This is a genomic window from Dokdonella sp. (assembly GCF_051958935.1).
Classification (GTDB): Bacteria; Pseudomonadota; Gammaproteobacteria; order Xanthomonadales; family Rhodanobacteraceae; genus Dokdonella_A.
On record NZ_JBQCFP010000197.1, the window covers coordinates 56,989 to 83,471 of the forward strand.

Below are 26,483 nucleotides of genomic sequence, written 5' to 3' on the forward strand. Positions count from 1 at the left end.
CGGCGCGCGCGAGCGTCGCAGCGCGCCGGCCCACGTGCATCAGGCGCTGTCGACGAGCACGACCTCGGCGTCGGCGAGTGCGGTCACGTTGAACGCGTCCTGGTCGCGGATCGCCGCGCCGTCGCGCGCATCGATGCGCACGCCGTCGATCTCGACGCTGCCGGCCGCGGGGACGAGGTAGGCGTGCCGCCCCGCGCCGAGTTCGTAGCGCACCGACTCGCCGGCCTTGAGCGTCGCACCGAGCACGCGCGCGTCGGTGCGGATCGGCAATGCATCGTCGTCGCCGGCGATGCCGCTGGCGAGCGTGACGAAGCGGCCGGACCGGTCGCCCTTCGGGAACGGCCGCGCGCCCCACGACGGCTCGCCCCCACGGCGCGTCGGCAGGATCCAGATCTGGAAGATGCGCGTCGTTTCGTTCTCGAGGTTGTACTCCGCATGCTGGATGCCGCTGCCCGCGCTCATGACCTGCACGTCGCCCGCCACGGTGCGGCCCTGGTTGCCGAGGCTGTCGCGATGCGTGATCGCGCCGTCGCGCACGTAGGTGATGATCTCCATGTCCGCGTGCGGATGCGGCGGGAATCCCGTCTGCGCGGCGATCTCGTCATCGTTCCATACGCGCAGGTTGCCCCACGCCATGCGCGAGGGGTCGTGGTAGCCGGCGAACGAGAAGTGATGCTTCGCCTTGAGCCAGCCGTGGTCGGCCCCGCCGAGCTGGTTGAACGGTCTGCGTTCGATCATCTTGCATCTCCGTCGTGCCCGCGTCGGGCACTGCTGGCGAAAAAGGTAGGGTCGGCGGGGCGGGCGCACCAGTCGGCGCGACCGCGACGCAGTGTTCGCGTGGACGCACGCCGGCCAGGGCAATTCCGCGGGAGCAGCGGCAGCCGCGATGCCCTTCGGCCCTCGCAGGGCGGCACGCTCGCAGCGCGTGCCGCCGCCGGGCGCGCCGATGCCCGTCAGCTACGCAACCCGACGCCCCGCCGAAGCAACGTCAACGCAATCGCCGCGAGCACGACCGCGAACGCGAGCATGACTGCGTAGGCCGTCCACATCGGGATGTCGCTGATGCCGAGCAGGCCGTAGCGGAACGCGTTGACCATGTAGAGGATCGGGTTCGCATGGCTGATCTCGCGCCACGGCGAGCCGAGCTGGTTGACGGAATAGAACACGCCGCCGAGATAGGTGAGCGGCGTGAGCACGAAGGTCGGCACCAGCGCGATGTCGTCGAACTTCTTCGCGTAGACCGCATTGACGAAGCCGGCGAGCGAGAACACGACCGCGGTGAGCAGCACGGTCGAGAGCGTGATCCACGGGTGGTAGAGGTGGATGCGCGTGAAGAACAGCGAGATCGCGAGCACGATCAGCGCGACCATCAGCCCGCGCAGCACCGCGCCGGTGACGTAACCGGCGAGCACGACCCAGCTCGGCATCGGCGAAGCGAGCATCTCCTCGACGTAGCGGCCGAACTTCGAGCCGAAGAACGAGGACGAGATGTTGCCGTAACTGTTGGTGATCACCGCCATCATGATGAGCCCGGGCACGATGTAGTCGATGTACTGGATGCCTTCGGCGACTTCGCCGATGCGGCTGCCCACCATGCGCCCGAAGATGACGAAGTAGAGCGTCATCGTGATCGCCGACGGCAGCAGCGTCTGCATCCAGATGCGCAGGATGCGCACGACCTCGCGGCGGGTGATCGTGCCGAACGCGACGAAATTCGGGTTCGCGCTCATGCCACCGCCTTCGGAGCGTCGGTGGCGCCCGCTTCGACCAGTCGCACGAACAGTTCCTCGAGCCGGTTCGCCTTGTTGCGCATGGAACGAACGGCGATGCCGCGCGCGGTGAGCGCGGCGAACATCGAGTTGAGGTCGTGCTCGCGCGACATCTCCGCCTCCAGGGTCATTTCATCGATGCGCGTGAAGGCGACGCCGGGCACGTCGGGCAGCGCGGCGGCGGGCTGCTCGAGGTCGAGCACGAAGGTTTCCACGTCGAGCTTGGACAGCAATGCCTTCATCGTCGTGTTCTCGATGATGCGGCCCTTGTCGATGATCGCGATGTTGCGGCAGAGCTGCTCGGCTTCCTCGAGGTAGTGCGTGGTGAGGATCACGGTGGTGCCGGCCGCATTGATCGCGCTGATGAACTTCCACATCGAGCGGCGGATCTCGATGTCGACGCCGGCGGTCGGTTCGTCGAGGATGAGGAGCCTGGGCTCGCTCATCATCGCGCGCGCGATCATCAGGCGGCGCTTCATGCCGCCGGACATCGTACGCGCGGGCTGGAATGCCTTGTCCCACAGCTGCAGCTGCTTCAGGTACTTCTCGGCGCGCCCGGCGGCCTCGGCGCGCGGGATGCCGTAGAAGCCGGCCTGGTTCACGCAGATGTCGAACGGCTTCTCGAACATGTTGAAGTTGAGCTCCTGCGGCACCAGGCCGATCAGGCGCATCGCGGCGCTGCGCTGCTCGCGGATCGACACGCCGAAGATGCGCGCGTCGCCGCTGCTCGGGTTGACGAGCGAGGACAGGATGCCGATCAGGGTCGACTTGCCGGCGCCGTTGGGGCCGAGCAGGGCGAAGAAATCGCCGGGCTGGACGGACAGCGAGACGCCCTTGAGCGCCTCGACGCCGTTCGCGTAGGTCTTCTTCAGCTGGGCGACGTCGAGCGCAGGGATCGTGGTCATGGAGCCTTGGAGGGAGCCGGGACGGGGTCGTTCGGCGGCTGCTGGTAGTATAGCGGGCCGTTTTGCGCGTCCTACGTTCGGTCTCGATGGAACATTTCAAGCTCCGCCTCGCTGCGAGTCACATGCTCGCCCCCACCGTCCGCCACCTCGCGTTCGAGCGCGAGGACGGTGCGGCGTTCGCCTTCGTGCCAGGCCAGTTCCTGCAGATCCACTTCCACTACGCCGACGGCAAGCCGACCAAGCGCAGCTATTCGGTGGCGACCATCGGCGACGGCAAGGGGCCGGTACAGCGCATCGAGATCGCCGTTTCCTACGTCGAGGGCGGCGCGGCGACCGAATTGCTGTCGACGCTCGACGAGGGCGGCACGATCGAGGCGAGCGGCCCGTACGGACGCTTCTGCCTCATGGACGGCGACACCAACGCACGCTACCTGCTCGTCGCGACCGGCACCGGCGTCACGCCGTACCGCGCGATGCTGCCGCAGATCCGCACGCTCACGCGGTCGCGCGGCTGCACGTTCGCGCTCGTCTACGGCGCGCGCAACGAAAGCGAGCTGCTCTACGGCGAGGAGTTCGAGGCGTTCGCGCGCGAGGTGCCCGGCTTCACCTTCCATCCCTGCCTCAGTCGCACGCCGCGTGCGGTGCCGCGTCCGCACGACCGTCATGGCCGCGCGCAGGTCGCGCTCGGCGAACTCGGCCCGAATGCGGCGACCGACATCGCTTACCTCTGCGGCAACCCGAACATGGTCGACGAGGCGTTCGCGATGCTCAAGGAAGCGGGCCTGCCGGTGCCGCACATCCGCCGCGAGAAATACGTCTCCTCGCGCTGAGCCTCAGTAGGTCACGGTCACCGTGATCTTGTCGCTGTAGGCGCCCGCCGGCATCGGCGCCTGCGGCGCGACGCGGCCGTACACGGAGAGCACCTGCGCGAGACCGGTGCCGCTGCCGGCCAGCGTGTCGGTATTGAGCGTCGTGCCCCAACGCTGGTTGCGCGCGCTGTTGCGATAGAGCTCGTAGGCGACGCGGCTCGTGCCGCCGGCCATGCGGCGCGTCGTGCCGAGTGCATTCTGGCCGTTGTCGAGGCCGACCTGCCACGCGGTGTTGCGCGTGCAGGTCATCGTGATCGCCGATTGCTGGTCGATGTTCGCCGCGAAGTTGCTCGGCACCGAGCCGAAGTTCATGTCGCTCGCAGTGCCGATCTGGCAAAGGGAGGCGACGGTGGCCCGCGCCTGGAAGTCGAAGTTGTCGCTGCCGTCGCCCGTGCACGTCGCCGGATATGCTGGCGGCCCGAGGATGCTCTCGCTCGCGTTGTAGGTCATCTGCGCGGCATTGCCGCTGAACAGGCTCGAGTACGCGCCGGCGGCAAGGCTGGTCTGTCCGGCCGGCACGCGCCCGTAGAGGGTGAGGCTGCCGTTCTGCGTGGTGGTGCCGAGGAACGTGCTCAACTGCATGTGCGTGGTCACCGCGGGAAGGCCGGGCGCGGTGGACGAGCCCCAGACGAGGTTGCGCGCCGAATCGCTGTAGATCTGGAAGTTCATCGACTCGGTGCCCGCCTTCATCGTGCGCGGCGTGTAGCCCGTGCCGCCCGAGCCGGGTCCGATGTTGAAGCACAGGGTCACCGACGAGCCGCTCAGGAAGCCGGTGAAGGAACACCGGTAGTTGAGCGTCGCCGTCGTGTCGACGAGCGCGCCGGTCGGGTCGACGTTGCCGAACACGAGGTCGGACACCGAGGTGATGCTGCAACTCGTCGCCGCCGACGCGCCCTGCGCGGCGGCGAGGAGCAAGAGCAGCGCGGCGATGCGCGTGCGGATGCGGATCATCATGGCTTCTCCTCGACGCAGCGCAGCGGGCCGAGCTGCGTGATCGCGTCGTTCGAGTCGGGCACGTCGATGCGCACGACGCAGGCGCCGGCCGGGCCGTCCACGCGTGCGCGCTGGCTCCGTTCGAGCCCTTCCAGGTAGACGACGCCGTCGAACCCGACGAGCGCCGCGTCGCCCTCGCGGCCTTCGATGCGCACGCGGCTGCCGAGCGCGAGCGGCGCGCCCTTCGCGTCGACGAGCGCGACCTGCGCGGCGCGCGACTGCTTCATGCCGAAGCGCACGAAAGTGCCGGCGCGATCGGCCGGCGTCGCGTCGGCGCTGACGCGTTCGACCTGCATGTTCGCGGGCAGCTGCATCGGGTCGATCGACAGGCGGTTGTGCTGGTACGCGTTGAGCCGCGCGACGAGCAGCAGGCCGTCGTCGTCGGTCTGGCCGATGGTACGGTTCTCGAGCTGCACCGGCACGCCGGCGACGCCGTCGGTGGAGACCACCGCGAACGCATCGTCGATCGCGCGCGAGGCGAACACGTGGCCGCCGATGAGGGCGAACGCACCGCTCGCGCCGCCGTAGCCGTAGTGGCTGTCGCCGAGCGCGCTGACGCCGATGCTCGCCGCGCCGCGGTTGCCGAGCCAGCTCGCTTCCGCGGCGCCGCCATGGCTGCCGCCGTCGCCGCCCTCGCCCAGCAGGCGCCAGCCGAAGCCGCCGTCGCCGGGCACCGGCTGGCTCGCCTGCACGGCGACGCCGTCCGAATCCTGCCGGTGCTGCAGGCTCGCGCTCACGCTGCGCCGGCTCGCGAGGCTCCAGGTCACGCTGGCGAACACGCTGCGGTCGCGCGCGCGTTCGAGGTTGTGGTTGATGCCGATGTTGAGCGACAGGGCCCCGCCGAACGTGTCGGACCAGAACATGCCGGCATAGCGTGCCGTCGGTTCGCCCGTGTACGCCTGGCGCAGGTAGTTGACGCCGAGCGAGCCCGCGTGGGCCGTGGCGACGCTGAACGTGGCGCGGTCGGTCGCGCGCGGCGGTGCCGGTCCATAGGCCGAAGCGGCGTCGCGATAGCCCTTCTGCGCGCGCGCGCTGTCGAACGAGAACGCGAACCGGCGGTCGGCCCAGCTGTAGCCGAGCGTGACCTGGCCCGCGCCGTCGCCGTGCGCATCGCTGCGCGCGACCGAGGCGCTCACCACGCCGCCACGGCTGCCGAGCAGCCAGACGCCGCCGACGCCGCCGAGCGCGAGGCCCGGCGCATGTTCGCCGTGCGCTTCGAGCGTGAAGCGGTCGCTGACGCCGTAGCGGAGGCTGCCGATGCCGAGCAGGTCGCTGCCGTAGTCGAACGAGGTGATGCCGTAGTTGCGCCGCACGTAGCCGACATCGACCGACCAGTCGGCGAGGCCGCGGGCGAGGAGCTGCCGGCTCGCGTAGAGCGAGAGGTCGACCGTGCTCGCGCGGCCGAGCGCATCGGTGACGACGAGCTGCGCGCTACCGGCGCCGTTGATCACCGGCACCGTGTTGAGCTGGAACGGCCCGGGCGCGACCTGGCCGCTGTACTGGCGCACGCCGTCGACGTAGAGGTCGACCGCTGACGGCAGCGTCGCCGAGCCGAAGAAGGCCGGCAGCGGCGTCGTCACGCGGTACGGCTGCAGGCCGAAATCGGTGCCGATCGAAATGCCGCCGATGCGCGTCGCGCGCGTCCAGTCGAGCGCGTCGGTGACGGTGTCGCCGATGCGCAGGCGCAGCATCGAAGCGGGGAAGGCGAGCTGCCAGCTCGTATCGAGCCGCGCCGAGTCGCCGCGCCAGCCGCCGCCGTCCACGCGCGCGCCGCGCGTGATCGCGGTCGTCTCGAACACGCCGGCGCGATCGGCGAATGCGCGCAGGTCCGTGGTCGCGGCGACCGATCGCGTGCCGTCGCCGGCTGTCGCGTACAGGTCGTAGTCGAGCACCGCGCCCGGCGAACTGGTCGCGTGCGGTGCGTCGAAAGCCTGGGCATTGAGCGTCTGCGTCGCGAGCGAGAGGCGGCCGAGCGGCGCGGTGAGCGCGATGCGCTGGCGCTCGGCGTCGAACTCGACGACGACGTCGCCGAGCGAGGCGAGCGGCAACGGATCCGCCGCAGCGGGGTCGATCGCGAAGCCGAGCGCGCGCAGGGTGGACGCACGCACCCACAGCGCGCCGTCGCGCTGGTCGAAATGCGCGAGCCGTCCCGTCGCGACGCGATTGAGGGTGACGTCGAGGTAGAGGCTCGTGCCGCGCACCCACGCCTCGTCGTCGGCGATGAGGCCGCTGTCCGTCGTTTGCGCGTGTCCATGCGGCGCGCCCAGGGCGAACGCCGCGGCTGTGACGCAGCGGGCCAGCGCACTACGGGCGCTGATCGATCGTCGCCACAACGCGTTCGACCGCATCGCCGTTGATCCTCGATTGCAAGTGCGCGTCGCGCGTGCCGGCCGGGATCTTCACCGCCCAGCGCATCGTGCTTCCTGGCAGCACGTAGCCGAGCAGGCCCGGCACGAGTTCATCGCGCTGGCCGTGCGATTCGAGCGCGAGGTTGCCGAGCTGGGCGTGCGTGCCGCCGTCGTTGCGCACTTCCAGTGCGGTTTCGCCGTCGCGTTCGACGAGCGTGCCGTGGAGGTCGGGGCCCGTCTGGCCTTCGGCCGTGACGAACACCGGAATCGAGTAGCGCAGCACGAACTTGAGCTGCGTGCCGGCGGCCGCAGGTGGCGGCGTTGCCGCGTCAGCGACCGGTTCGTCCACCGGCAGCTCGTCGACGATGATGCGGTAGGCCGCTTCGGCGCGCGTTGGCGGCAGGCCGACTCGGATCACGCGTACGAGCTGGCGCGCACCGGGTGCGAGCTCCAGCATCGGTGGGCTGATCGCGAGCGCGCGCGACGGCTCGAGGTGTTCCTCGCCGCCGCGTTGCGTCCATTCGTACACGCGCGCCTGTGCGTGCAGGGCCTCGGCGCTCGTGTTGGTGAGCCACAGGCCGTCGGCGTTCTGCGCGGGGCCCAGGCTCAGCGTCGTCGGTGCGACCTGCAGTCCGGTCGCCCCGGCCGCGCCGGCGAGCGCGAGCGAAAGCAGCGAAGACGCCAGCAGCGTCGTGCCATGGTTCATTCGCCCGCGCATCGGCATCGCCTCAGTACGTGACCGTCGCGGTCACGACGTCGGTATAGCTCAGCGCCGGGAAATTCGCACTCGGCACGCGGCCGAAGACCGGCACGTTCTGCGTCGCGCCCGTGCCGCTGCCGGAATAGACGTTGCCGCCGGCGCCCGTCGTGCTGCCCCAGACGTCCGCCGCGGTGCGGGTCGTGGCGCGATAGAGCTGGTACGGCACGAGGTTGGTGCCGTTCTTCATCTTGCGCGTGTTGACGTCGGCGCCGTTCTGGCCGTTGTCGAGCGCGATGGTGTAGGCGGTCTGCGGCGTGCAGTTGATGTTGAGGGAGCCCTGCGCGTCGGTATTGACCGCGGTGGAGGCCACGGTACCGAAGTTGACGTCGGTCGCCGCGGTCGTGTGGATGTCGCAGGTGCTGGTGATCGTGAGCTTGACGTTGAACGTGGTGCTGTCGGTCGCGGCGAACGCGGAACCGGCGAAGCAGGTCGCGAGCGCGAGAGTGAGGATGCGAACCTTGTTGGAAAACATGACCGTGTACCCCTTCAGAATGGATGTCCAGTCGCGGACGGAGACCCGCATCGAGCGAAATCGACCCGTTCAGGAATCGTCGACAAGCGCAGGCGCAGGGGTCTAAGCAAGGGGTGTGCCAATTGAGAACCACGTCACATTTCGGCAGAGCATGACAATAAGTGGATCTACGTAGGCGCGCGTCGTCGCATTCGCGCCTTCGCCCGCGAAATTTGCGCGAGTGCGGCAATGAGCGCGGGCGGGCCTGTCAAGGACATTTGACAGATCGGCGGTCGAAGGCGCAGCATTCTGTAAAGCGAACTTGACAGGTCGACGCGATGTTCCGCGACTACTTCTGCGCTGGCACCACGCCGCGCTACTGGCGACTCACCGCGGTGCTGATGCTGCTGTACCTCGGCGGCATCGCGGTCGCATTCAGGTTCGGCCCGGGCTTCACCTCGCCCTTCGCGCGCGCCACCGCGGCGCTCGCGCCGGTGCCACCCGTACTCGGCTTCGTGCTGCTCGAGTTCCGCCGCATCCGTGCGACCGACGAGCTGCGCCAGCGGATCGAACTCGAAGCGGCGACCTCGGCGCTCGCCCTCGGCGTACCGCTGCTGCTCGCGCTCGGCCTGCTCGACGGCGCGGGCGTGCTCGCCGTGCGCATGATCCTCGCCTCGCCGCTGCTGATCGGCATCTACCTGCTCGCGCAGCTGTGGGCGCACCGGCGCTACCGATGAACAACCAGGTACGCGCGCTGCGCGAGGCGAAGGGCTGGTCGCAGGGCGAACTCGCCGAGCAGCTCGCGGTCTCGCGCCAGACCGTCAACGCGATCGAGACCGGCAAGTACGACCCGAGCCTGCCGCTCGCCTTCCGCATCGCGCGGCTGTTCCGCAAGCCGATCGAAGCGATCTTCCATCCGGAGGCATGAGAACGATGGACTCCCGCAAGGCCCTCAAGGCAGCCGCGATCGTGGTCGCGCTCGCCGCGCTCGCCGGCAAGGTGCTCTGGCGCGCGGACGAACGTGCCGCGGCGCCCGGCGCCGACCTCGTGCAGACGCCGGGCGAGCGCGGCTTCACGCTCGGCTCGCTCGCATTCGCACCGTGCGAACTCGACACCGGCCAGACCGCGGCGACGACCTCGGCCTGGTGCGCGCCGTTCCAGGTGCCCGAGGACTGGCAGCATCCGGACGGTCGCCGCATCGACCTCAAGCTCGCGCTCGTGCGCGGCAGTGCGGCGCTCGCCGAGCGTGACCTCGTCGTGCTGCTCGCGGGGGGACCGGGCCAGGCCGCGACCGAGGCATGGCCGCGCGCGCGCGCGGGCTTCGCGCCGCTCCTCGAGCATCGCAACGTGCTGCTGCTCGACCAGCGCGGCACGGGCGGCTCGAACGCGCTCGACTGCAAGCGGGGCGACGACGCCGAGGTCGAGCAGCCGTTCGACCTCGAGCGCGTGCGCGCGCAGACGCGCGCCTGCCTCGATACGGTGTCGGCCCACGCCAACCCGCGCTTCTACACGACCGGCGACGCGCTGCGGGACCTCGAAGCCGTGCGCGCCGCGCTCGGCGGCCCCGAGTTCGATCTCGTCGGCGTGTCCTACGGTACGCGCGTCGCACAGCAGTACGCGTCGCGCTATCCGCAAGGTGTGCGCAGCGTCGTTCTCGACAGCGCGGTGCCCAACGAGCATGTGCTCGGCACCGAATTCGCGCGCAACCTCGATGTCGCGCTGCAGGCGCAGTTCGCCGCCTGCAGCGCCACCCCCGCCTGTGCCAAGGCGTACGGCGATCCGTGGGCGAACCTGCTGCGCCTGCGCGAACGCCTGCGCGCGGCGCCGGTCGACGTCGCCTATCGCGACCCGTTCGATCACGCGCAGCGCACGATGCGGCTGGGGCCGACGGCGCTGGCCGGGCTCGTGCGCATGTACGCCTACCTACCCGAGACGAGCGCGCTGCTGCCGCTCGGCATCGCGCGCGCGCTGGATGGCGACTACGCCTCGCTCGCCGGGCAGATCCGCATGCTCGGCCGCGACCTCGAAAGCCTCGCCGACAACGCGATGCAGCTCTCGGTGATCTGCAGCGAGGACGCCGATCTGCTGCCGGCGCACAACGACGACGCGGCGACCCTGCTCGGCAGCGAATTCGTCGAGACGTTGCGCGCGCAATGCGCGATCTGGCCGCACGGCACGCGCGCCGAGGACTTCCATGCGCCGTTCACGAGCGACAAGCCGGTGCTTCTGCTCGCCGGGGAATTCGACCCGGTGACGCCGCCGCGCTACGCCGAGCAGATCTCGAAAACCCTGCCGAACGGGCGCGTGCTCGTCGCGAAAGGACAGGGCCACAGCGTAATGGCGCGCGGCTGCCTGCCCAAGCTCGTCGCGCGCTTCGTCGACACGCTCGACGCGGCCGCGCTCGACGCCGGCTGCATCGCCGACTTTGCCGCGCAGCCTGCCTTCATCGACTTCAACGGAGCCGCGCCATGATCGAGGCACGCGACCTGCACAAGGCATTCGGCGCCGTCGCCGCGGTGGACGGCGTCTCGTTCGTCGCACGCGACGGCGAGATCACCGGGCTGCTCGGTCCCAACGGCGCCGGCAAGACCACCACGCTGCGCATGCTCTACACGCTCATGCGGCCCGATCGCGGCGAGGTGCGCGTCGACGGCATCGACGCGGCCGCCGACGCCGCGGCGGTACGCCGTCGGCTCGGCGTGCTGCCCGACGCGCGCGGCCTCTACAAGCGCCTCACCGCGTACGAGAACATCGAGTACTTCGCGCGCCTGCAGGGCATCGACGCGGTGACGCGCCGCCGCCGCATCGACGCGCTGGTCGCCGCGCTCGACATGCGCGACATCGCCGATCGCCGTACCGAAGGATTCTCCCAGGGCCAGCGCGTGAAGACCGCGATCGCGCGCGCGCTCGTGCACGACCCGCGCAACGTGATCCTCGACGAGCCGACCAACGGCCTCGACGTGATGGCGACGCGCGCGATGCGCACGTTCATGCTGCGCCTCAGGCAGGAAGGACGCTGCGTGCTGTTTTCCAGCCACATCATGCAGGAGGTCGGCGCGCTGTGCGATCGCATCGTCGTGATCGCGCGCGGACGCGTCGTCGCGGACGCCGCACCGGAAGCGCTGCGCGAGCAGACGGGCGCAGCGACGCTCGAGGACGCGTTCGTGGCGATCATCGGTTCGGAAGAAGGCCTTGCCGCATGAGAGCCGCGCTGACCGTGTTCTGGAAGGAAGTGCGCGAGAACCTGCGCGACCGCCGCACCGTGCTCAACACGCTGCTGACCGGACCGTTGCTCGCGCCGCTGATGTTCGTGCTGATCATCAATGCGGCGGTCACGCGCGAACTCGACAAGGCGGACAAGCCGCTGCCCGTGCCGGTCGCCGGCGCCGCCAATGCGCCCAACCTCGTCGCCGCGCTGCGCCGCGCGGGCGTCCAGATCAAGGATGCGCCGGCCGACGCCGAGCGCGCGGTGCGCGAGCAGGACGTCGACCTCGTGCTGCGCATCCCGGCCGACTACGCGCAGGCCTGGGCGAAGGGCGACCCGGCCCAGGTCGAGCTCGTCTACGACCAGTCGCAGCGCGACGCGCAGGGATCGGTCGCGCGCCTGCACGCGTTGCTCGATGCGTACGCGCAGCAGACCGGCGCGCTGCGGCTCGTCGCGCGCGGCGTGTCGCCGAACGTGACACGTCCGCTCGTCGTCGCCGACCGCGACCAATCGACCGCGCAGGCGCGCAGCGGCACGCTGTTCGGAATGCTGCCGTACTTCTTCATCCTCGGCGTGTTCATCGGCGGCATGGCGCTCGCGATCGACACGACCGCGGGCGAGCGCGAGCGGCAGTCGCTCGAACCACTGCTCGTCAATCCGGTCGGCCGCGGCGCCATCCTCGCCGGCAAGCTCGGCGCCACCGCCGCGTTCGCGTTCACCAGCCTCGTGCTCAGCATCGTCGCGTTCTCGATCGCGGGGCGCTTCCTGCCGACCGCCAAGCTCGGCATGAGCGTCGAGCTCGGTGCGTCGTTCGCCTTCGCGACGCTGTTGGTGATGCTGCCGCTGGTCGTCCTGCTGGCGAGCCTGCAGACGCTCGCGGCCGCATTCGCCAAGAGCTTCCGCGAAGCACAGACCTACCTGTCGCTGCTGATGTTCGTGCCGGTGATCCCGACGCTGCTGCTGTCGCTGTTCCCGCTCAAGACGCAGACCTGGATGTACGCGGTACCGCTGATGGGCCAGCAGGTGTCGATCATCCGTCTGCTGCGCGGCGACTCGATCGCGCCGTACCAGCTTGCCCTGTGTTTCGGCGCGACCGCCTTCGCGGCGCTGCTCGCCTGCCTCATGACGGCGTGGGTGTATCGGAGTGAGCGGTTGGCGATTTCGGGCTGAAGGCTGAGGGCCCGCAGCTGAAATGCGGCGTCACGTGGGGCGACTGTGGTCGTCTCGCGCATCCGTTCGCGCTGATCGCGGCCCGCGAAGCGGGCGAAGTCGAAGCGCCTTCGCGATGGCCCTTCGACTCCGGCCTGCGGCCTGCGCTCAGGGCGAACGGCGAACGAATGCCGATGACCGCGGCTCTCAGCCCTCAGCCGCCCTCACCGCTAATCCATAAGCCCCAAATCTCCGCCCCTGCTGCACCGCAGCGCACCGGGCGCTATCCTACGAGGTTGCGGGCGCCATTCGCCCGCGGGAGCGGCACGCGTGATCAAGTGGATCGTCCTGGTGGTGTTTCTCGCCTGCGCGGCGTACGTGCATTTCCGCGGGCGCGTGCGACTGCGCATGACGCGCCAGATCACCGACCACTCCACGTTCATGGCGCCGCTCAACGTGCTGCTTTATGCGTGCTCGGGCGTGCCGAATGGGCGCTACGTCGGCGTCGAGCGCTTCCCCGAGCTCGAGCCGTTGCGCGAGCGCTGGCAGGAGATCCGCGCCGAAGCGCTCGCCCTGCGCGAGGCGCAGCAGATCAAGTCGTCCGACCGGCACAACGACGTCGGTTTCAATTCGTTCTTCCGCCGCGGCTGGAAGCGCTTCTATCTCAAGTGGTACGACGATGCGCATCCATCCGCGCGCGAACTGTGCCCGCGCACGACCGAACTGCTCCGCTCGATTCCGAGCGTGAAGGCCGCGATGTTCGCCGAGCTGCCGCCCGGCGGCGAGCTGCGCAGGCACCGCGATCCGTACGCCGGCTCGCTGCGCTACCACCTCGGCCTCGTGACGCCGGGCGACGACCGCTGCTACATCGAAGTCGACGGCGAGCGCTACAGCTGGCGCGACGGTGAAGCGGTGATGTTCGACGAGACCTACATCCACCGCGCCGAGAACGGCACGGATGCGAACCGCATCATCCTGTTCTGCGACATCGAGCGGCCGATGCGCTGGCGCTGGGCGGCCGCGCTCAACCGTTTCGTCGCGCGCCACTTCGTCGCCGCGGCGAGTTCGCCCAACACCGACGCCGACCGCACCGGCGGCCTCAACCGCGCGTTCGGCTATTTCTACAAGCTGCGCCAGCCGGCCAAGCGCCTGCGCGAGTGGAACAAGCACGTCTACTACGTCGTCAAGTTCGGCGTGATCGGTGCGCTGCTGTACCTGATCTTCCTGCACTGAAGCCGACGCGTGCCGGCGCGCCCGCGCCGGCGGCCGCGACGCGGCTGCGAGGATCCCTGCGACCCGAGGCACGGCCGCCACGTCGACGACGGCTGTCAGTCGAACCCCCGCGATTGCGTAAAGACCCGAAACGGACCTTCGGAGAACTTGCATGTCGCGCCATTCCCTTCTGTCACTGGTGCTGCTCGCCGGCATCGGCGTGGCACCCTTCGCTGCGGCGGACACCTTCTGCGTCGGTTCGACCGCCGAACTCGCCGCAGCGCTGCAGCAGGCGCAGGACAACGGCACCGACGACGCCGTACACCTGCGCACCGGTGCCTACGCGATCACGGTGCTCGATGTGGACGTCACCGACGGCCACGCCCTGCAGCTCGAAGGCGGCTATGCCTCGTGCGCAGCGAATCCGGTGCCGCTCCCCGAAGACACGGTGCTCGACGGCATGGCCGCGGCCGGAAGCTTCGTGCGCATCCGCATGAGCCATGGTGGGGCGCTCGACGTGCGCGGCCTTTCGTTCACGCGCCTCAAGCCACCGGCCGGCACGCACGCCGTCACCCTGGGCGTCAACAGCTACGGCGACCTCCTCACGCTGTCGAACCTCGATATCGGCGCCAACGCCGTCGCAGGCATCGACGACAGCGTCCTGCAGCTCAATGCGGTCGGCGGCCTGGTCCTGCGCGACAGCATCGCGCACGACAATGCGAACGCGGCGGCCACCGTGAAGATCAGCGCGCAGTACCCCGACAACGCGGTCATGGTGGTGAACAACACGATCACCGCGAATGCGGGACCCGGGCTCGTGTTCGCGGCCTATGCGCTGACGCCCTCGGCGCTCTACAACAACATCCTGTGGAACAACGGTACGGCCGACCTCGTCCTTGCCAATATCGCTTCATCGACGCCGCCGCTGGCGATGAACAACATCTGGCTCAACTGCAGCGGCTGCAACGGGCTGTCGACGGCCTCCGCCAACAATCTCACCAGCAACCCGAACCTGACGACGACCGCTCCGAAATATCGCCCCGGTGCGTCCTCGCAGGCGATCAATACCGGTATCCCCGTGCCGCTGGTGCTCGGCGACGTCGACGCCGCAAACGCCCCGCGCGTGCAGGGCAGCGCGCCGGATCGCGGTGCCTACGAAACCCCGACCGATGACCTCGCGATCAACACCTGGCTCGTGACCTCGACCAGTGACGACCCGGCGAACCTGTTCGGCCTGCGCCACGCGATCAATGCGGCGAACGCGTCCGGCAGGCCGTCCCGCATCCGCTTCCATTTTTCCAGCTGCCCGCAGTTGCTGCCGATCGGCTCACCGCTGCCGCCGATCCAGGTGCCGCTGCTCGTCGACGGCTACTGGGATCCGGGCTCGCACCCGAATACGCAGCCGCCGCTGCCCGACGGCGCGATACCGTTCGACGCCGACCTGTGTGCGATCCTCATAGGCTCTGGCTCGCCGTTGCCGGAGACCGCGTTCTCGATCGCGCCCAACGCCGGCCCGGATGTGCACGTGGAGGTGCGCGGCCTGCGCATCATGAACTTCCGCACCGCAATTGCGCTGAACGCCGGCAACGGCCACTGGATCCACGGCAACGCGTTCGTCGGCGGCCTGCTCGGCACGGTCGGCAACGGCTTCGCGCTGAACATGACGTCGGGCGCCGCCAGCACCATCGGCGGGCCAGGCATCGCCGACGTCAACCTCGTCGGCGGCAGCTACGCCGGCCCGGCGATACGGATCGCCGGCCTCGCGGGCAATCCGTCCGTGACCAGCCACGCGACGGTGGTGAACAACAGCATCGGCGCCGACCCGAGCGGCGTCGGCAGCACCGTGTTCGCCAATGCGCAGGGTGGCGTAGACGTCGTCGACACCGTTTCGGCGACGGTCGCCCGCAACTGGATCGTCGCCAACGGTGGCGACGGCATCACCCTCGACAACAGCAGCTACACGCGCGTGCAATCGAACGCGATCGGCTCCGACATCGTCGCCGGATTCGGCAACGCCGGCGCGGGCGTGCGCGTGACCAATGGCGGGCAGCGCACCTGGATCGGTGGGATGAGGCCCGGCGCGAACGCCGGCGCAAACACGATCATCGGAAACGGGGGCGCCGGTGTATGGATCGACCCCGCTGCGAGCGCGTACAACCAAGTCGTCGAAAACGCGATCTGGAACAATGGGGGCCTCGCGATCGACCTCGGCGCGCCCGGGCCGACGCCCAATGCCGGTGACGAGAACAGCGGTCCCAATGGCCTCATGCACAAGCCGGAGCTTTCCGGCGCGACGAACGTCGGCGGTGCGATGCGACTCAGCGGACACGTCGCGACCAGCCCGAACACGATCCGCTACATTTCGGTCTACGCCAGCACGCGCTGCGGCGGCGACGCGCGGCGGCCGCTCGGCCTCCTGATCGCACAGGCCGACGCGAACGGCTCGATCGATTTCGCGCTGGACGTGCCGCCGCCGCCGTACGGCAATGCCTGGATCACGGCGACGGCAGGGACCTACACCGCGGGAATCGTGGCCACTTCCGAGATCAGCAACAGCGTTCCCTACCACGGTGCCGACGTGCTGTTCACGGATGGATTCGACATCGATGGTCCTTGCGAATAGCGCGGCCGTCGCGCGCGCGGCACGATGGCGCAGGTCAGGGGCCGAGGGCTGAAACGCAGCGCGGATGCCGCCGCTCCTGCAACAAGTCCGGTCGTGCGGGCTCGGCCGCGCGGCCTTCAGAACAGCTCGCCTTGCGGCGATGGCGCGCGCGGTGGCATGAAGCACGACGTGTCGAGGGCGAGGTCGCGCGTCGCGTTGATGCCGTGGCGACGGCAGGCGAGGCGGAAGCGCTGGCGCACGAGCTCGGCGAACTCGCCCTCGCCGCGCATGCGCGAGCCGAAGCGCGCGTCGTTGTCCTTGCCGCCGCGCATCTGCCGGATCAGGCTCATCACGTGCCCGGCGCGCTCGGGCACGTTGAGCGCGAGCCATTCGCGGAACAGATCTTTCAGCTCATGCGGCAGGCGCAGGATCGTATAGCCCGCATGGCGTGCGCCGGCCGCGGCCGCGCGCTCGAGGATCTGCTCGATCCAGCGGTCGGTCACCATCGGAATGATGGGTGCGACCATCACGCCACACGGTACGCCCGCCGCGTTGAGCGCGGCGACGGCTTCGAGGCGCCGGTGCGGCGCGCTCGCGCGCGGCTCGAGCCTGCTCGACAGGCGGTTGTCGATCGAGGTGACCGAGACGAACGCGTGCACGAGGCGCGCTTCCGCCATCGGCACGAGCAGGTCGAGGTCGCGCTCGATCAGCGCGTTCTTGGTGATGATCGTGCAGGGGTGGCCGCATTCGGCGAGCACCTCGAGCACCGAGCGCGTGACGCGCCATCGCCGCTCGATCGGCTGGTACGGGTCGGTGTTCGCGCCGAGGTTGATCGGCGAGCAGGCATAGCCGCGCTTGCCGAGTTCGACCCGCAGCAGCTCGGCCGCATTCGTCTTGGCGAACAGCTTGGTCTCGAAATCGGTGCCGGCCGACAGGTTGAGGTAACCGTGCGAAGGCCGTGCGTAGCAGTAGACGCAGCCGTGCTCGCAGCCGCGATAGGGATTGATGGACTGCTCGAAGTGGATGTCCGGCGAATCGTTGCGACTGATGATCGAGCGCGCGCGTTCGACCGTGACGACCGTTTCCGGTCGCGGCGGCGGCTCCTCGTCGCGATGCCAGCCGTCGTCCTCGCGCGTTGTCGCGATGCCCTCGAAGCGGCCTTCGGGATTGGACGCGGCGCCGCGTCCCTTGATCCGCATGGGCGCATCGAGGCGGTTCGGATCGGCGGGCGACGACGGCTTCATCGCGGGGAGTATGCGCCGGCGCGTCTCAGGGGGTGCGATGGGAAGAGAGGCAGGAGAGCATCGCAGCTGAAGCCGCTCCCACAACGGGAGGAGGTGCTCCCAGCGACTTTCAGTCGCGATCGGCAGGCGCTGTGCCCGTCGCGCGGAGGATGCCGTGCCGACCCAAGTCGGTCGGCTGCTCGCTGACGAGGCCGTGCACGAAGTCGATCGCGCGCGCGACCATGCCGCCGTTCGGCTCCCAGTACGCCGCGTCGCGCACCTGCACGCGCAGCACTGCGAGGTGCGGATCATCCTTGCCCTGCGGGAAGAACACGCGCTGCGGCAACGACCACAGTTCGTCGATCGTCGCGCGGTCGCGTTCGACGCGCGCGCTGCCGCGCACCGATACGAAGCGGTGGCGGCGCGGGTCGGCGAATGCGAGGTTGACGTCGGCGTGCTCGTCGAGCTGGGCGACCTTGTAACTGTCGATCGCCGTGAAGAACACGAAGTCACCATCGCCGTCGAACTTGAGCACCTCGAGCGGACGGCTCACCATCGAGCCGTCTTCCGCGTGCGTGGTGAGCATCGCCACGTCGATGCCGTCGACGAGTCGGGCGAGCTGACGCAGTTCTGCCGTACGCTGCTCCTCGATCTTCATGGGCGCATTCCCGGGCCGTGAAACGGGTGTCCACGCTCGCACCGTGCGTGTTAATCGGGGGTGAGCGGCCGGGCGCGACCCGCGTGGCGTTCAACATCGATCAATGCGCGCTTGCGCGGCAGTCCCCAACGGTAGCCGCCTAGGCCGCCATCGCCGCGGATCACGCGGTGGCACGGCACGAGCACGGCGACGCGGTTGCTGGCGCAAGCGGAGGCGACCGCGCGCGTCGCGCGCGGCGCGTCGATTGCTGCCGCGGCTTCGGCATACGAGACGACTTCGCCATACGGGATGCTGCGCAGGTAGTTCCATACGCGCACCTGGAACGCGGTACCGCGCAGGTCGAGCGGCAGGTCGAGGTCGGGCGCGCGGCCTTCGAGATGTTCGTCGAGCGCCGCCATCCAGGCGTCGAACGCCTCGCGCGCCTCGGCGCGCATCGGCACGAGCCGGGCTTGCGGGAACTCGGCGGCGAGCGCGGCGAGCAACGCCTCGGCATCGTCGCCGAACTGCAGGAAGCAGATGCCGCGGTCGGTCGCGCCGATGCAGGCGAGGCCGAGCGGTGTCTGGCCGGACCCATGCGAGATCTCGAGACCTGCGCCGCCGCTGCGGTACTGCCTTGGCGTCATGCCGAGCGACGCCGGCGCGCGTTCGTACAGGCCGCGGCTGGAACCGAGGCCGGCGTCGTAGATCGCGTCGGTGACCGACGCGGACTGGCGCAGCGCGTGGCGCACGCGACGCATGCGCACGCTCTCGATGTAGTCGCCCGGCGTGATCGTGAGATAGCGCTTGAACAGGCGGTTGAGCTGGAACACGTCGCGCCCTGCCGCGCGTGCGAGCGCGGCGCCATCGGGCAACTCGTCCGGCGCGGCGTCGACGCGCCGGCACAGCTCGAGCAGCAGCGCGATGTCGGGATCATCCTGCCAGCGCTCGAGCGGACGGCAGCGCTTGCATGGACGCAGCCCTGACGCCGCGGCGGCGGCCGGATCGTCGAAGAACCGCACGTTGTCCTCGCGTGGCCGGCGCGAGGTACAGGACGGCCGGCAATACACGCCGGTGGTCAGCACGCCGTAGACGAAGCGCCGGTCCATCGACGCGTCACGTGCGAGGACGGCCTGCCATTTCGATGCATCGTTCATGGTGCTCTCCATCGGACCTATGGGGGCATGCTCGCGCCGGCGCAAGCGCCCGGCCCTCCGCGCCTTGCGCCGCATGCGCGCGGCGCCGATGCGGCGCAAGCGGCGGATGGCCCGGTGCACGCGTGGCGTCGATGCTGGAGCACCTTTCGATGGAGCGACGCCATGCTCACCCTCTACGACTATCTTCCTTCACAGAATGGCTGGAAAGTCCGCCAGCTGCTCGCCCACCTGGGCCTCCCCTACCGCAGCGAATCCGTCGCGATCTTCGACGGCGAGGGTCAGGCCGCCGACTACCGCCGCATCAACCCCACCGGCACGGTACCTGCGATCCGCCTCGACGACGGTCGCACGCTGGCCGAGTCGAACGCGATCCTCGCGTTCCTCGCCGAGGGTACGGCCTACCTGCCGGGCGATGCGTTCGACCGTGCCAAGGTGCTGCAGTGGCTGTCGTTCGAGCAGGAACGCATCGAGTCGACCGTCGGCGCGCTGCGCCACTGGCGACTCACCGGCAAGCTCCAACGGCGTCCTCCCGAGCTCGTCGCGATGAAGCGCGAGGCCGCGCTGCGCGCGCTCGCGATCCTCGACGCCGAGCTCGAGGCGCGTGCGTTCATCGCCGGCGACACCTATACGATCGCCGACATCGCGCTGTACGCCTATGCCGCGCACGCGGAAGAAGCCGGCATCGCGCTGCATCCGTTCGCGCACTTCAACCGCTGGCTCGCGCGCGTGCGCGGGCAGACGGGCCATCTCGCGACGACGCACCCCTACGCGATCGACCCGCATTCGTCGCGCGAGCTGCCGCAGGCACCCCTGCGTGTCGCCGCGAGCACCATGGAGGCGGCCGACGCCATCGCCGGGCCGGGCTGAGATCAGGCGCGCGCCGCGCGTGAGCAGGCGGTCGAGCTGGTTCGCGAACGCGCGTGCGTCGCGCGCGTCGTACGCGGGCGGCCCGCCGGTATCGACGCCGGCGCCGCGCAGGCCGTCCATGAAGTCGCGCATCGACAACTGCTGGCGCACGTTCTCGGCCGTGTAGAGCTCGCCGCGCGGATTCAGCGCGGTGATGCCCTTGTCGACCAGGATCGTGGCGAGCGGGATGTCGTGCGTGACGACGAGGTCGCCGGGTCCGGCCCAGCCGGCGATCGCGCGATCGGCCGCGTCGAGCGTGCGTTCGACCGTACGGCGGCTGATCAACGCCGAACGCGGCACCGCGATCGCCTGGTTCGCGACGAGCACGAGTTCGATGCGCGTCCGCTCGGCGGCTCGATAGAGGATGTCCTTGACCGCCCGCGGGCAGGCGTCGGCGTCGACCCAGATCTTCATGCTTCCCGTCGCATTTCGCTTTAGGATGAGTATGCCTTGCCGCGCAGCGCGCTGTTCGGCAGCGGTAAAGACGGGCTCTGCTACTCACGCATGGCCGCGCGCCTGGTGCGGCCGACCAGCGAGGTACCGACATGAAGCGAGTCGCATCGAGGAAGTCCGCGGCGAAAAAAGCGGCCGGGAAGGCCGGCGCGACGAACGCAGTCAGGAAGGCGACGAAGAAGGCGGCAGCGAAGAAGGTCGCCGGCAAGGCGGTGAAGAAGGCCGCGAACAAAGCCACGACGACAGCGGCGAAGAAGGCCGTCCGCAAGCCGGCGCGCGTGCTCGCGAAGAAGGCCGCGAAGAAGGTCGCGCGCAAGGCGGCCAAGCCCGCGAAGAAGCCGGCGGAACGCAAGCTCGCGAAGAAGGCGGCGCCGCAGCAGGCTGCGGCGCGGAAGGCTGCGCCGACCAAGGCCGCGCCGCGAAAATCCGTGGCCGAAAAGGCCGGAGCGGCGAGAACGGCAACCGCGAACAAGCCGGCTGCACGGCCGACGCCGATGCCGGCCGCGCGCCCCGCGGCGGCGCCGATGCCCAAATCCGCCGCCGCAGCGGCGCCCAAGCCGGCGACCAACCCGCCGCCACGACCGGCGGCGCCCAAGCCCGCCGAGCCGAAGCCGGCGACGGCCGCAGCGCCGAAGCCCGCACCTGCTCCCGCGCCCGCGGCAGCGCAGGCCGCCAAGTCTCCGGAGTCGCCCTCGTCATCGCCCGCTGCCGTGGGCGCTGCAGCCGGCGCAGTCAGCGCCGAGGTCGCGATGCAGCACTTCCGCGACGTGTTGCGCGCGAAGCAGGAACGCGTGCGGCAAGGGCCGAGCTATCCGGCGCCGAACGCGTACACCGGCCGCCACGACAGCGTGGCCACAGGCGGCGACGACGACGACGAGTGAATCGCGTCGCTCGAACCGGCGTCATCCGCCGCGCGGCGGCGGATGGCGTATGGCCGCTTCGCATTGCGATCGAAACGGGTCCGCTTCGCGGGCGCGCTCGCGCACCCGCGAATGTCGATCGCGGCAGGGCTTGTATCCGCACGCAACGTCGCCACGTCGAGTCGACGCCCGCGCCGGCGCGGCCGGCGGCGCGTCCATCTGCCCAGGAGTACCGCATGTCGCTGTCGATGTACCAAGCCTCGATCCCCGTGTTCCAACGCGCGCTGACCCAGCTGTCGGCCGTGCTGCACAAGGCCGCTGCCCATGCGGAGGCGAAGAAGTTCGATCCCGCGGTGCTCGTCAATGCGCGCCTCGCACCGGACATGCTGCCGCTGTCGCGGCAGATCCAGATCGCGTCCGACCACGCCCGCGGCGCGGCCGCACGCCTCGCCGGACTCGCGCGCCCGTCCGTACCCGACAACGAAGCCACGCTCGACGACCTGCAGGCGCGCATCGCCATGACGCTCGACTACATCGGCCAGTTCACGCCGGCGCAGATCGACGGCAGCGAAGCGCGCGAGATCACCCTTCCGCTGCGCACCGGCGAAACGAAGCTCCAGGGGCAGCCGTACCTGCTGCATTTCGCGTTTCCGAATTTCTGGTTCCACGTGACCGTCGCGTACGCGATCCTGCGCCACAACGGCGTCGACATCGGCAAGCAGGATTTCCTCGGTCCGCTGCCGGCGTAGGGTGGACCTCGGCGCCGGCACTTCGCCCGGGGCGAATGCGCGCGCAAGGCTTCCCTCGCCGCGCGTGGCGCCTTGGTCGCCCACAGAAGGCAGAGCAGGGAAGAAAAGCAGCAGCGGGAAAAGCGGAAGCGGGAACTACCCCTCCGTCGTCCCGGCGAAAGCGGGGACCCGGCGTCTCCGGTCTCAACACGAAGAGCCGGATTGCGGCTTTCGCCGGAAATCACGGCGTGTTTGCTTGGGGCGATGCAGCATGCGCTCCCGGTGACCTTCGCAGGGCAGGGCGGCTCGAGGCCGGAGGCCGGAGCCGCCTCGTACGAAATGCAACGCGATGAAGGCGGATCCGCCGCTGCGCGGCGTGATCCGCCCTACGGACTCCCGTTGCGTCGCGCGTTCTCCCCTGCACGTACCTGCATCGGGCTGCACGACAGCGCAATGCTCCTCGCCCCGCAGCCCTAAAAAAAGACGCCGCACATGGCGGCGTCTTCGGGCGCGACGGCATCGGCTCAGCGCCGTTCGAGCTTGCTCGCCGCCGTTTCGGTATTGTCGAGTTCCGCCTTCGCGTGCTGGCGTTGCGCCTCGGCATTCGCCTTCGCTGCATCCTTGCAGCCGCCCTGCTGCGCGTCGGGCAGCGTGGCGCACTTCTGCACGGCCACGTCGTAGTCGGCGTCGGCCTTGGCGAGCGCGACGTCGTAGCGCGCCTTCGCGTCCTTGACCATCGCGTCCGACTGCTCGTCGGCAAGATCGTCACCGGCGCGGCGTTCGACCTTCTCGGCATCGGCGCTCGCATCGTTGATCTTCTCGCCCGCTTCGGCGTTCGCCTTCTGCACGTCGGCATTCGCCTCGGCGCGCGCCGCATCCAGTTTCTGCTGCGCCTCGGCCGACTTCTCGGCCGCCTTCTGCTGTGCCTTGGCCACGTCCTGCGCCGCCTTTTCCTGCGCCTTGGCCACGTCCTGCTGTGCCTGTTCCGGCGACTTGTCGCAGCCGGCGAGCGCGACTGCGCCGCCCAATGCGATGAGCCATGCGAATCTGTTCATGCGTTCATCTCCCTATGCCGACCCAGCGGCGATGGCGCGCATCGTCGAAGCGCGGCGCTTTACGCGAAATGAATGCACCCATCCGGCGCCGGGAGCCGTTCAGCGCGGCCATGCGCCCGCTAGAATGCACCCATGTACGCCCTCTGGAATTCGCTCGTCGACGGCCTCGACGCGCACGCGGTGACGCCATTCCTCGCGTGCGTGCATCTGACCGGACTTGCCGGCGACCCGCGCGAGATCGCGCAGGCGCTGCTCATCGCGGCCGCGCAGGTGCTCGTCATCGCCTGCCTGTTCCGTCCGCTCGAGAGCCTCGCGCCCGCGGAGCGCTGGCCTGATCGCCGCCTGGCGCGCATCGACCGCACTTATACCCTGCTGATGCTGCTCGGCCTCAATCCGCTGTTCGCCTACCTCGTGCTGACGCCGTTCGCCAATGCACTCGGCGGCGCGGGCACCGGCGATGCGGCGAGCGGCCTGCCGGCGTGGATCCCGTGGTTCCAGCAGCATCCGCTCGCGCTGTTCCTCGCCTACTACGCGATCTACGACTTCGCGTACTACTGGATGCACCGCGCGCAACACTGGATCCCATGGTGGTGGGCGCTGCACAGCATGCACCACAGCCAGCGCCAGATGAGCTGCTGGAGCAACGATCGCGGCAGCTACGTCGACGGCGTGCTGCAATCGATCTTCCTCGCCACGGTCGGCCTCGCCGTCGGCGTCGAGCCGGACCAGTTCGCGCTGCTCATGTTCGTCGGCGAGCTCGCGCAGAACTGGTCGCATGCGAACGTGCGCCTCGGCTTCGGCCGCGTGCTCGACAAGCTCTTCGTCGATCCGAAGTTCCACCGCCTGCACCACATGATCGTCGATCCCGAGCGGCCGCGGTTGCACGACTGCAACTACGGGCAGGTGCTGTCGATCTGGGACGTCGCGTTCGGCACCGCGCTGTATGGCGAGCCGGCGCGGCCGACCGGCGTCGGCGACCCGATGGTGGATGCGGACAACGGGCGTGGCGTGATCGCGATGCAATGGGGTGCATTCCGCCGCTTCTGGGGCGCCTTCTGGTGCGCGGCCGGCTGGAGACCCGGTGACGTCGCGTTCGGCGCGGACTACGTGCCGGTGCCGACGCGGCATATGGACCTACACCGCTTCGAGCGCCCCGCGCCGACCGACGCAGCGATCGCCGGCACGGCAGGCGACGGTGCGGCGACGGTCGACGGCCTCGCAGCGCGTGGATCGGCTTGAGGCCCGGCGGGTGCGGCGTATGATGGTCGTGCGGGCTTGCGCATCGACGTCGCGCGTCCGGTCGCGCCGCGTCGGTGCGTCCGATACGGTGTGCCCGCTCGGGAAACGGGATCGAGGATGATCGACGACCGCTCCAGCGCGGCGCTGCAGCGTCTCCAGGGCGAGATCCTGGAAGCGGTAGCACGCGGCGAGCCATTGTCCCGCGTCGCCGACCTGTTGTGCCGACGCGTCGAGGGCCTCGTCGCCGACGTCGTCTGCTCGATCCTCATCATCGATGCGCAGGGCCGGGTGCATTCGCTCGCGGCGCCGAGCCTGCCCGAGCCGTATTCGCACTCGCTCGACGGCATGTCGATCGGCCCGGTTGCCGGTTCCTGCGGCACGGCCGCCTGGCGCGGCGAGCCGGTCGAGGTCATCGACATCGAGAGCGACCCGCTGTGGGCCGAGTACCGCGATCTCGCGCTGCCGCTCGGGCTGCGCGCGTGCTGGTCGAGCCCGATCAAGGCGCGCGACGGCCGCGTGATCGGCACCTTCGCGTTCTACTACCGCACGCGCCGCGGTCCGGCCGCGCTAGAGCGCGCGATCGTCGAGCGCTGCGTGGATCTCTGCGCGATCGCGATCGAGCACGACGCGGTGCAGGCGCACGTGCATCGCCTCGCCTTCCACGACCCGGTCACCGGCCTCGCCAATCGTTCCGCATTCACCGAGCAGGCGACGCGCACGCTCGCCGCGCTCGCGCCGGGCGAGTCGGTCAACGTGCTCTACATCGACCTCGACGACTTCAAGGCGGTCAACGACTCGCTCGGCCACCGCGTCGGCGACCAGCTGCTCGCGAGCGTCGCGCAGCGCCTCGCCGGATGCATGAGCGCCGACGCGTTCGTCGCGCGCCTCGGCGGCGACGAGTTCGCGGTGCTGCAGCCGTGCCGTGACGCAGAGGCCGCCGGGCACCAGCTCGCGGCGCGGATCAAGGCGGTCCTCGACGAACCCTTCGAGGTCGACGACCAGCGCGTGACGATCGGTGCGAGCGTCGGCATCGCGCATGCCGACGCGCCGGGCCTCGACCTCGACGAACTCGCGCGGCGCGCGGACATGGCGCTGTATGAGGCGAAGGCGGCCGGCCGGCGCACGCATCGGTTCTTCGACGTGGCGATGGACACGCACGTGCAGATGCGGCGCAGCCTCAAGCAGGACCTGCGCGTGGCGATCGACGCCGGTGCGTTCAACCTCGTCTACCAGCCGATCGTCGCGCTCGAGACGGGCGAGCCGGTCGCGGTCGAGGCGTTGCTGCGCTGGAGCCATCCGGCTCGCGGCAACGTGCCTCCCGCCGCGTTCATTCCGGTCGTCGAAGAAATGGGGCTGATCGCGATGCTCGGCGACTGGGTGCTGCGCGAGGCCTGTGCCGCGGCGGCGCGCTGGCCGCGCGGGATCAAGGTCGGCGTGAACCTGTCGCCGCTGCAATTGCGCAAGTCGGGCTTCCTGCTCGACGTCGTCGGCGCGCTGCAGCAGTCCGGACTCGCGCCCGAGCGGCTGGACCTCGAGGTCACCGAGAGCGCGCTGCTCGCGAGCGACATCGCCACGCGCACCGCGATCAACGAGCTGCACGACCTCGGCGTGCGGCTCTCGCTCGACGACTTCGGCACCGGTTACTCGTCGTTGCAGCTGCTGCGCGCGTTCCCGTTCGACAAGATCAAGATCGACATGTCGTTCGTGCGCGACATCGGCATCGACGCCGATTCGGAGGCGATCATCCGCGCGGTGATCCGCCTCGCGCGCGACCTCGGCATCCGCACCGCCGCGGAAGGCGTCGAGACCGCGGCGCAGTACGACTGGCTCGTGCGCCACCACTGCACCGAGGTGCAGGGCTTCTACTGCAGCCGGCCGATCGGCGAAGCCGACCTGCGCGCCCTTCTCGACGGCGCGTCACTGGCGCCGCGCGCCGTCCGGGAAAGCCACACGCCGTCGCCGTGA

Annotated in this window: 24 protein-coding genes and 1 pseudogene; 13 read left to right on the forward strand and 12 right to left on the reverse strand. The window is 69.7% G+C overall.

Features of this window, described 5'->3' with window-relative positions; all coding sequences use genetic code 11:
• Nucleotides 1-39 precede the first annotated feature (39 nt).
• The 3 genes from ACTHK2_RS18670 to ACTHK2_RS18680 all read right to left on the reverse strand — a co-directional run bounded on the left by ACTHK2_RS18670 (nucleotide 40) and on the right by ACTHK2_RS18680 (nucleotide 2,674).
• The gene (locus tag ACTHK2_RS18670) at nucleotides 40-738 is read right to left on the reverse strand and encodes a pirin family protein (RefSeq protein WP_440247241.1); all 699 of its coding nucleotides are present in this window, start codon (nucleotides 736-738) and stop codon (nucleotides 40-42) included.
• A gap of 215 nt (nucleotides 739-953) precedes the next feature.
• Nucleotides 954-1,730 (reverse strand): ABC transporter permease, encoded by a 777-nt coding sequence (locus tag ACTHK2_RS18675; protein WP_440247242.1) that lies wholly within the window; start codon nucleotides 1,728-1,730, stop codon nucleotides 954-956.
• A complete protein-coding gene (locus ACTHK2_RS18680; RefSeq protein ID WP_440247243.1) occupies nucleotides 1,727-2,674 on the reverse strand; it encodes an ABC transporter ATP-binding protein in 948 nt (315 codons plus the stop codon). The genes ACTHK2_RS18675 and ACTHK2_RS18680 overlap by 4 nt, the downstream gene beginning before the upstream one ends.
• A gap of 86 nt (nucleotides 2,675-2,760) precedes the next feature.
• Between ACTHK2_RS18680 and ACTHK2_RS18685 the strand changes: the two genes are divergently transcribed.
• Complete coding sequence (locus ACTHK2_RS18685; protein WP_440247244.1) at nucleotides 2,761-3,504, forward strand: FAD-binding oxidoreductase; 744 nt, start codon at nucleotides 2,761-2,763, stop codon at nucleotides 3,502-3,504.
• Between the two features lie 3 nt (nucleotides 3,505-3,507).
• Here ACTHK2_RS18685 and ACTHK2_RS18690 read toward each other — a convergent pair whose 3' ends face one another.
• The 4 genes from ACTHK2_RS18690 to ACTHK2_RS18705 are packed head-to-tail and all read right to left on the reverse strand — an operon-like array spanning nucleotide 3,508 to nucleotide 8,167.
• Nucleotides 3,508-4,497, reverse strand: a complete 990-nt coding sequence (locus ACTHK2_RS18690; RefSeq protein ID WP_440247245.1) for a Csu type fimbrial protein — start codon at nucleotides 4,495-4,497, stop codon at nucleotides 3,508-3,510.
• Complete coding sequence (locus tag ACTHK2_RS18695; protein WP_440247246.1) at nucleotides 4,494-6,884, reverse strand: fimbria/pilus outer membrane usher protein; 2,391 nt, start codon at nucleotides 6,882-6,884, stop codon at nucleotides 4,494-4,496. Before ACTHK2_RS18695 ends, ACTHK2_RS18690 begins: the two co-directional genes overlap by 4 nt.
• On the reverse strand, nucleotides 6,841-7,590 hold the full coding sequence (locus tag ACTHK2_RS18700; RefSeq protein WP_440247247.1) for a fimbrial biogenesis chaperone: 750 nt from the start codon (nucleotides 7,588-7,590) through the stop codon (nucleotides 6,841-6,843). Before ACTHK2_RS18700 ends, ACTHK2_RS18695 begins: the two co-directional genes overlap by 44 nt.
• Nucleotides 7,591-7,612: 22 nt before the next feature.
• Nucleotides 7,613-8,167: a Csu type fimbrial protein gene (locus ACTHK2_RS18705; protein ID WP_440247248.1), complete on the reverse strand. Its 555-nt coding sequence runs from the start codon at nucleotides 8,165-8,167 to the stop codon at nucleotides 7,613-7,615.
• 266 nt (nucleotides 8,168-8,433) lie between these two features.
• Between ACTHK2_RS18705 and ACTHK2_RS18710 the strand changes: the two genes are divergently transcribed.
• From ACTHK2_RS18710 to ACTHK2_RS18740, 7 genes are all read left to right on the forward strand, one after another.
• Nucleotides 8,434-8,832: a hypothetical protein gene (locus ACTHK2_RS18710; protein WP_440247249.1), complete on the forward strand. Its 399-nt coding sequence runs from the start codon at nucleotides 8,434-8,436 to the stop codon at nucleotides 8,830-8,832.
• Nucleotides 8,829-9,023, forward strand: coding sequence for a helix-turn-helix transcriptional regulator (locus tag ACTHK2_RS18715; protein ID WP_440247250.1), 195 nt, complete (start codon nucleotides 8,829-8,831; stop codon nucleotides 9,021-9,023). Before ACTHK2_RS18710 ends, ACTHK2_RS18715 begins: the two co-directional genes overlap by 4 nt.
• A 5-nt stretch (nucleotides 9,024-9,028) precedes the next feature.
• Complete coding sequence (locus tag ACTHK2_RS18720) at nucleotides 9,029-10,567, forward strand: alpha/beta hydrolase (protein WP_440247251.1); 1,539 nt, start codon at nucleotides 9,029-9,031, stop codon at nucleotides 10,565-10,567.
• The gene (locus ACTHK2_RS18725; RefSeq protein ID WP_440247252.1) at nucleotides 10,564-11,298 is read left to right on the forward strand and encodes an ABC transporter ATP-binding protein; all 735 of its coding nucleotides are present in this window, start codon (nucleotides 10,564-10,566) and stop codon (nucleotides 11,296-11,298) included. The genes ACTHK2_RS18720 and ACTHK2_RS18725 overlap by 4 nt, the downstream gene beginning before the upstream one ends.
• Entirely contained in the window at nucleotides 11,295-12,470 is a 1,176-nt protein-coding gene (locus ACTHK2_RS18730; protein WP_440247253.1) for an ABC transporter permease, read from the forward strand. Before ACTHK2_RS18725 ends, ACTHK2_RS18730 begins: the two co-directional genes overlap by 4 nt.
• 309 nt (nucleotides 12,471-12,779) lie before the next feature.
• Nucleotides 12,780-13,682, forward strand: coding sequence for a lipid A hydroxylase LpxO (lpxO, locus tag ACTHK2_RS18735; RefSeq protein ID WP_440247254.1), 903 nt, complete (start codon nucleotides 12,780-12,782; stop codon nucleotides 13,680-13,682).
• Nucleotides 13,683-13,833: 151 nt separating this feature from the next.
• A complete protein-coding gene (locus ACTHK2_RS18740) occupies nucleotides 13,834-16,284 on the forward strand; it encodes a choice-of-anchor Q domain-containing protein (RefSeq protein ID WP_440247255.1) in 2,451 nt (816 codons plus the stop codon).
• A 116-nt stretch (nucleotides 16,285-16,400) separates the two neighbouring features.
• On the opposite strand, the gene ACTHK2_RS18745 is transcribed toward ACTHK2_RS18740, so the two are convergent.
• The 3 genes from ACTHK2_RS18745 to ada form a co-directional block, all read right to left on the reverse strand.
• Nucleotides 16,401-17,462 carry a PA0069 family radical SAM protein gene (locus ACTHK2_RS18745; RefSeq protein WP_440247256.1) on the reverse strand — a complete coding sequence of 354 codons (1,062 nt, stop codon included), beginning with the start codon at nucleotides 17,460-17,462 and terminating at the stop codon, nucleotides 16,401-16,403.
• Nucleotides 17,463-17,616: 154 nt separating this feature from the next.
• The gene (locus ACTHK2_RS18750) at nucleotides 17,617-18,144 is read right to left on the reverse strand and encodes a pyridoxamine 5'-phosphate oxidase family protein (RefSeq protein WP_440247257.1); all 528 of its coding nucleotides are present in this window, start codon (nucleotides 18,142-18,144) and stop codon (nucleotides 17,617-17,619) included.
• A 50-nt stretch (nucleotides 18,145-18,194) separates the two neighbouring features.
• Nucleotides 18,195-19,277, reverse strand: a complete 1,083-nt coding sequence (gene ada, locus ACTHK2_RS18755; protein ID WP_440247258.1) for a bifunctional DNA-binding transcriptional regulator/O6-methylguanine-DNA methyltransferase Ada — start codon at nucleotides 19,275-19,277, stop codon at nucleotides 18,195-18,197.
• Between the two features lie 162 nt (nucleotides 19,278-19,439).
• Between ada and ACTHK2_RS18760 the strand changes: the two genes are divergently transcribed.
• Nucleotides 19,440-20,144 (forward strand): glutathione S-transferase family protein, encoded by a 705-nt coding sequence (locus ACTHK2_RS18760; RefSeq protein ID WP_440247259.1) that lies wholly within the window; start codon nucleotides 19,440-19,442, stop codon nucleotides 20,142-20,144.
• 15 nt (nucleotides 20,145-20,159) lie between these two features.
• Here ACTHK2_RS18760 and ACTHK2_RS18765 read toward each other — a convergent pair.
• A pseudogene (locus ACTHK2_RS18765) lies at nucleotides 20,160-20,597 on the reverse strand (YaiI/YqxD family protein); the annotation flags it as partial.
• Between the two features lie 131 nt (nucleotides 20,598-20,728).
• Between ACTHK2_RS18765 and ACTHK2_RS18770 the strand changes: the two are divergent.
• Nucleotides 20,729-21,517: a hypothetical protein gene (locus tag ACTHK2_RS18770; protein ID WP_440247260.1), complete on the forward strand. Its 789-nt coding sequence runs from the start codon at nucleotides 20,729-20,731 to the stop codon at nucleotides 21,515-21,517.
• A 215-nt stretch (nucleotides 21,518-21,732) separates the two neighbouring features.
• A complete protein-coding gene (locus tag ACTHK2_RS18775; protein ID WP_440247261.1) occupies nucleotides 21,733-22,245 on the forward strand; it encodes a DUF1993 domain-containing protein in 513 nt (170 codons plus the stop codon).
• A 503-nt stretch (nucleotides 22,246-22,748) separates the two neighbouring features.
• On the opposite strand, the gene ACTHK2_RS18780 is transcribed toward ACTHK2_RS18775, so the two are convergent.
• Nucleotides 22,749-23,279, reverse strand: coding sequence for a hypothetical protein (locus tag ACTHK2_RS18780; protein WP_440247262.1), 531 nt, complete (start codon nucleotides 23,277-23,279; stop codon nucleotides 22,749-22,751).
• Nucleotides 23,280-23,411: 132 nt separating this feature from the next.
• Here ACTHK2_RS18780 and ACTHK2_RS18785 point away from each other — a divergent pair, with 132 nt between their 5' ends.
• A complete protein-coding gene (locus tag ACTHK2_RS18785) occupies nucleotides 23,412-24,518 on the forward strand; it encodes a sterol desaturase family protein (RefSeq protein ID WP_440247263.1) in 1,107 nt (368 codons plus the stop codon).
• A gap of 117 nt (nucleotides 24,519-24,635) precedes the next feature.
• A complete protein-coding gene (locus tag ACTHK2_RS18790) occupies nucleotides 24,636-26,483 on the forward strand; it encodes a putative bifunctional diguanylate cyclase/phosphodiesterase (protein ID WP_440247264.1) in 1,848 nt (615 codons plus the stop codon).

Coding starts and splice junctions, on each gene's coding strand:
- ACTHK2_RS18670 (WP_440247241.1), bottom strand. CDS start 738: ATGATCGAACGCAGACCGTTCAACCAGCTCGGCGGGGCCGACCACGGC.
- ACTHK2_RS18675 (WP_440247242.1), bottom strand. CDS start 1,730: ATGAGCGCGAACCCGAATTTCGTCGCGTTCGGCACGATCACCCGCCGC.
- ACTHK2_RS18680 (WP_440247243.1), bottom strand. CDS start 2,674: ATGACCACGATCCCTGCGCTCGACGTCGCCCAGCTGAAGAAGACCTAC.
- ACTHK2_RS18685 (WP_440247244.1), top strand. CDS start 2,761: ATGGAACATTTCAAGCTCCGCCTCGCTGCGAGTCACATGCTCGCCCCC.
- ACTHK2_RS18690 (WP_440247245.1), bottom strand. CDS start 4,497: ATGATGATCCGCATCCGCACGCGCATCGCCGCGCTGCTCTTGCTCCTC.
- ACTHK2_RS18695 (WP_440247246.1), bottom strand. CDS start 6,884: ATGCGGTCGAACGCGTTGTGGCGACGATCGATCAGCGCCCGTAGTGCG.
- ACTHK2_RS18700 (WP_440247247.1), bottom strand. CDS start 7,590: ATGAACCATGGCACGACGCTGCTGGCGTCTTCGCTGCTTTCGCTCGCG.
- ACTHK2_RS18705 (WP_440247248.1), bottom strand. CDS start 8,167: ATGCGGGTCTCCGTCCGCGACTGGACATCCATTCTGAAGGGGTACACG.
- ACTHK2_RS18710 (WP_440247249.1), top strand. CDS start 8,434: ATGTTCCGCGACTACTTCTGCGCTGGCACCACGCCGCGCTACTGGCGA.
- ACTHK2_RS18715 (WP_440247250.1), top strand. CDS start 8,829: ATGAACAACCAGGTACGCGCGCTGCGCGAGGCGAAGGGCTGGTCGCAG.
- ACTHK2_RS18720 (WP_440247251.1), top strand. CDS start 9,029: ATGGACTCCCGCAAGGCCCTCAAGGCAGCCGCGATCGTGGTCGCGCTC.
- ACTHK2_RS18725 (WP_440247252.1), top strand. CDS start 10,564: ATGATCGAGGCACGCGACCTGCACAAGGCATTCGGCGCCGTCGCCGCG.
- ACTHK2_RS18730 (WP_440247253.1), top strand. CDS start 11,295: ATGAGAGCCGCGCTGACCGTGTTCTGGAAGGAAGTGCGCGAGAACCTG.
- ACTHK2_RS18740 (WP_440247255.1), top strand. CDS start 13,834: ATGTCGCGCCATTCCCTTCTGTCACTGGTGCTGCTCGCCGGCATCGGC.
- ACTHK2_RS18745 (WP_440247256.1), bottom strand. CDS start 17,462: ATGCGGATCAAGGGACGCGGCGCCGCGTCCAATCCCGAAGGCCGCTTC.
- ACTHK2_RS18750 (WP_440247257.1), bottom strand. CDS start 18,144: ATGAAGATCGAGGAGCAGCGTACGGCAGAACTGCGTCAGCTCGCCCGA.
- ada (WP_440247258.1), bottom strand. CDS start 19,277: ATGAACGATGCATCGAAATGGCAGGCCGTCCTCGCACGTGACGCGTCG.
- ACTHK2_RS18760 (WP_440247259.1), top strand. CDS start 19,440: ATGCTCACCCTCTACGACTATCTTCCTTCACAGAATGGCTGGAAAGTC.
- ACTHK2_RS18770 (WP_440247260.1), top strand. CDS start 20,729: ATGAAGCGAGTCGCATCGAGGAAGTCCGCGGCGAAAAAAGCGGCCGGG.
- ACTHK2_RS18775 (WP_440247261.1), top strand. CDS start 21,733: ATGTCGCTGTCGATGTACCAAGCCTCGATCCCCGTGTTCCAACGCGCG.
- ACTHK2_RS18780 (WP_440247262.1), bottom strand. CDS start 23,279: ATGAACAGATTCGCATGGCTCATCGCATTGGGCGGCGCAGTCGCGCTC.
- ACTHK2_RS18785 (WP_440247263.1), top strand. CDS start 23,412: ATGTACGCCCTCTGGAATTCGCTCGTCGACGGCCTCGACGCGCACGCG.
- ACTHK2_RS18790 (WP_440247264.1), top strand. CDS start 24,636: ATGATCGACGACCGCTCCAGCGCGGCGCTGCAGCGTCTCCAGGGCGAG.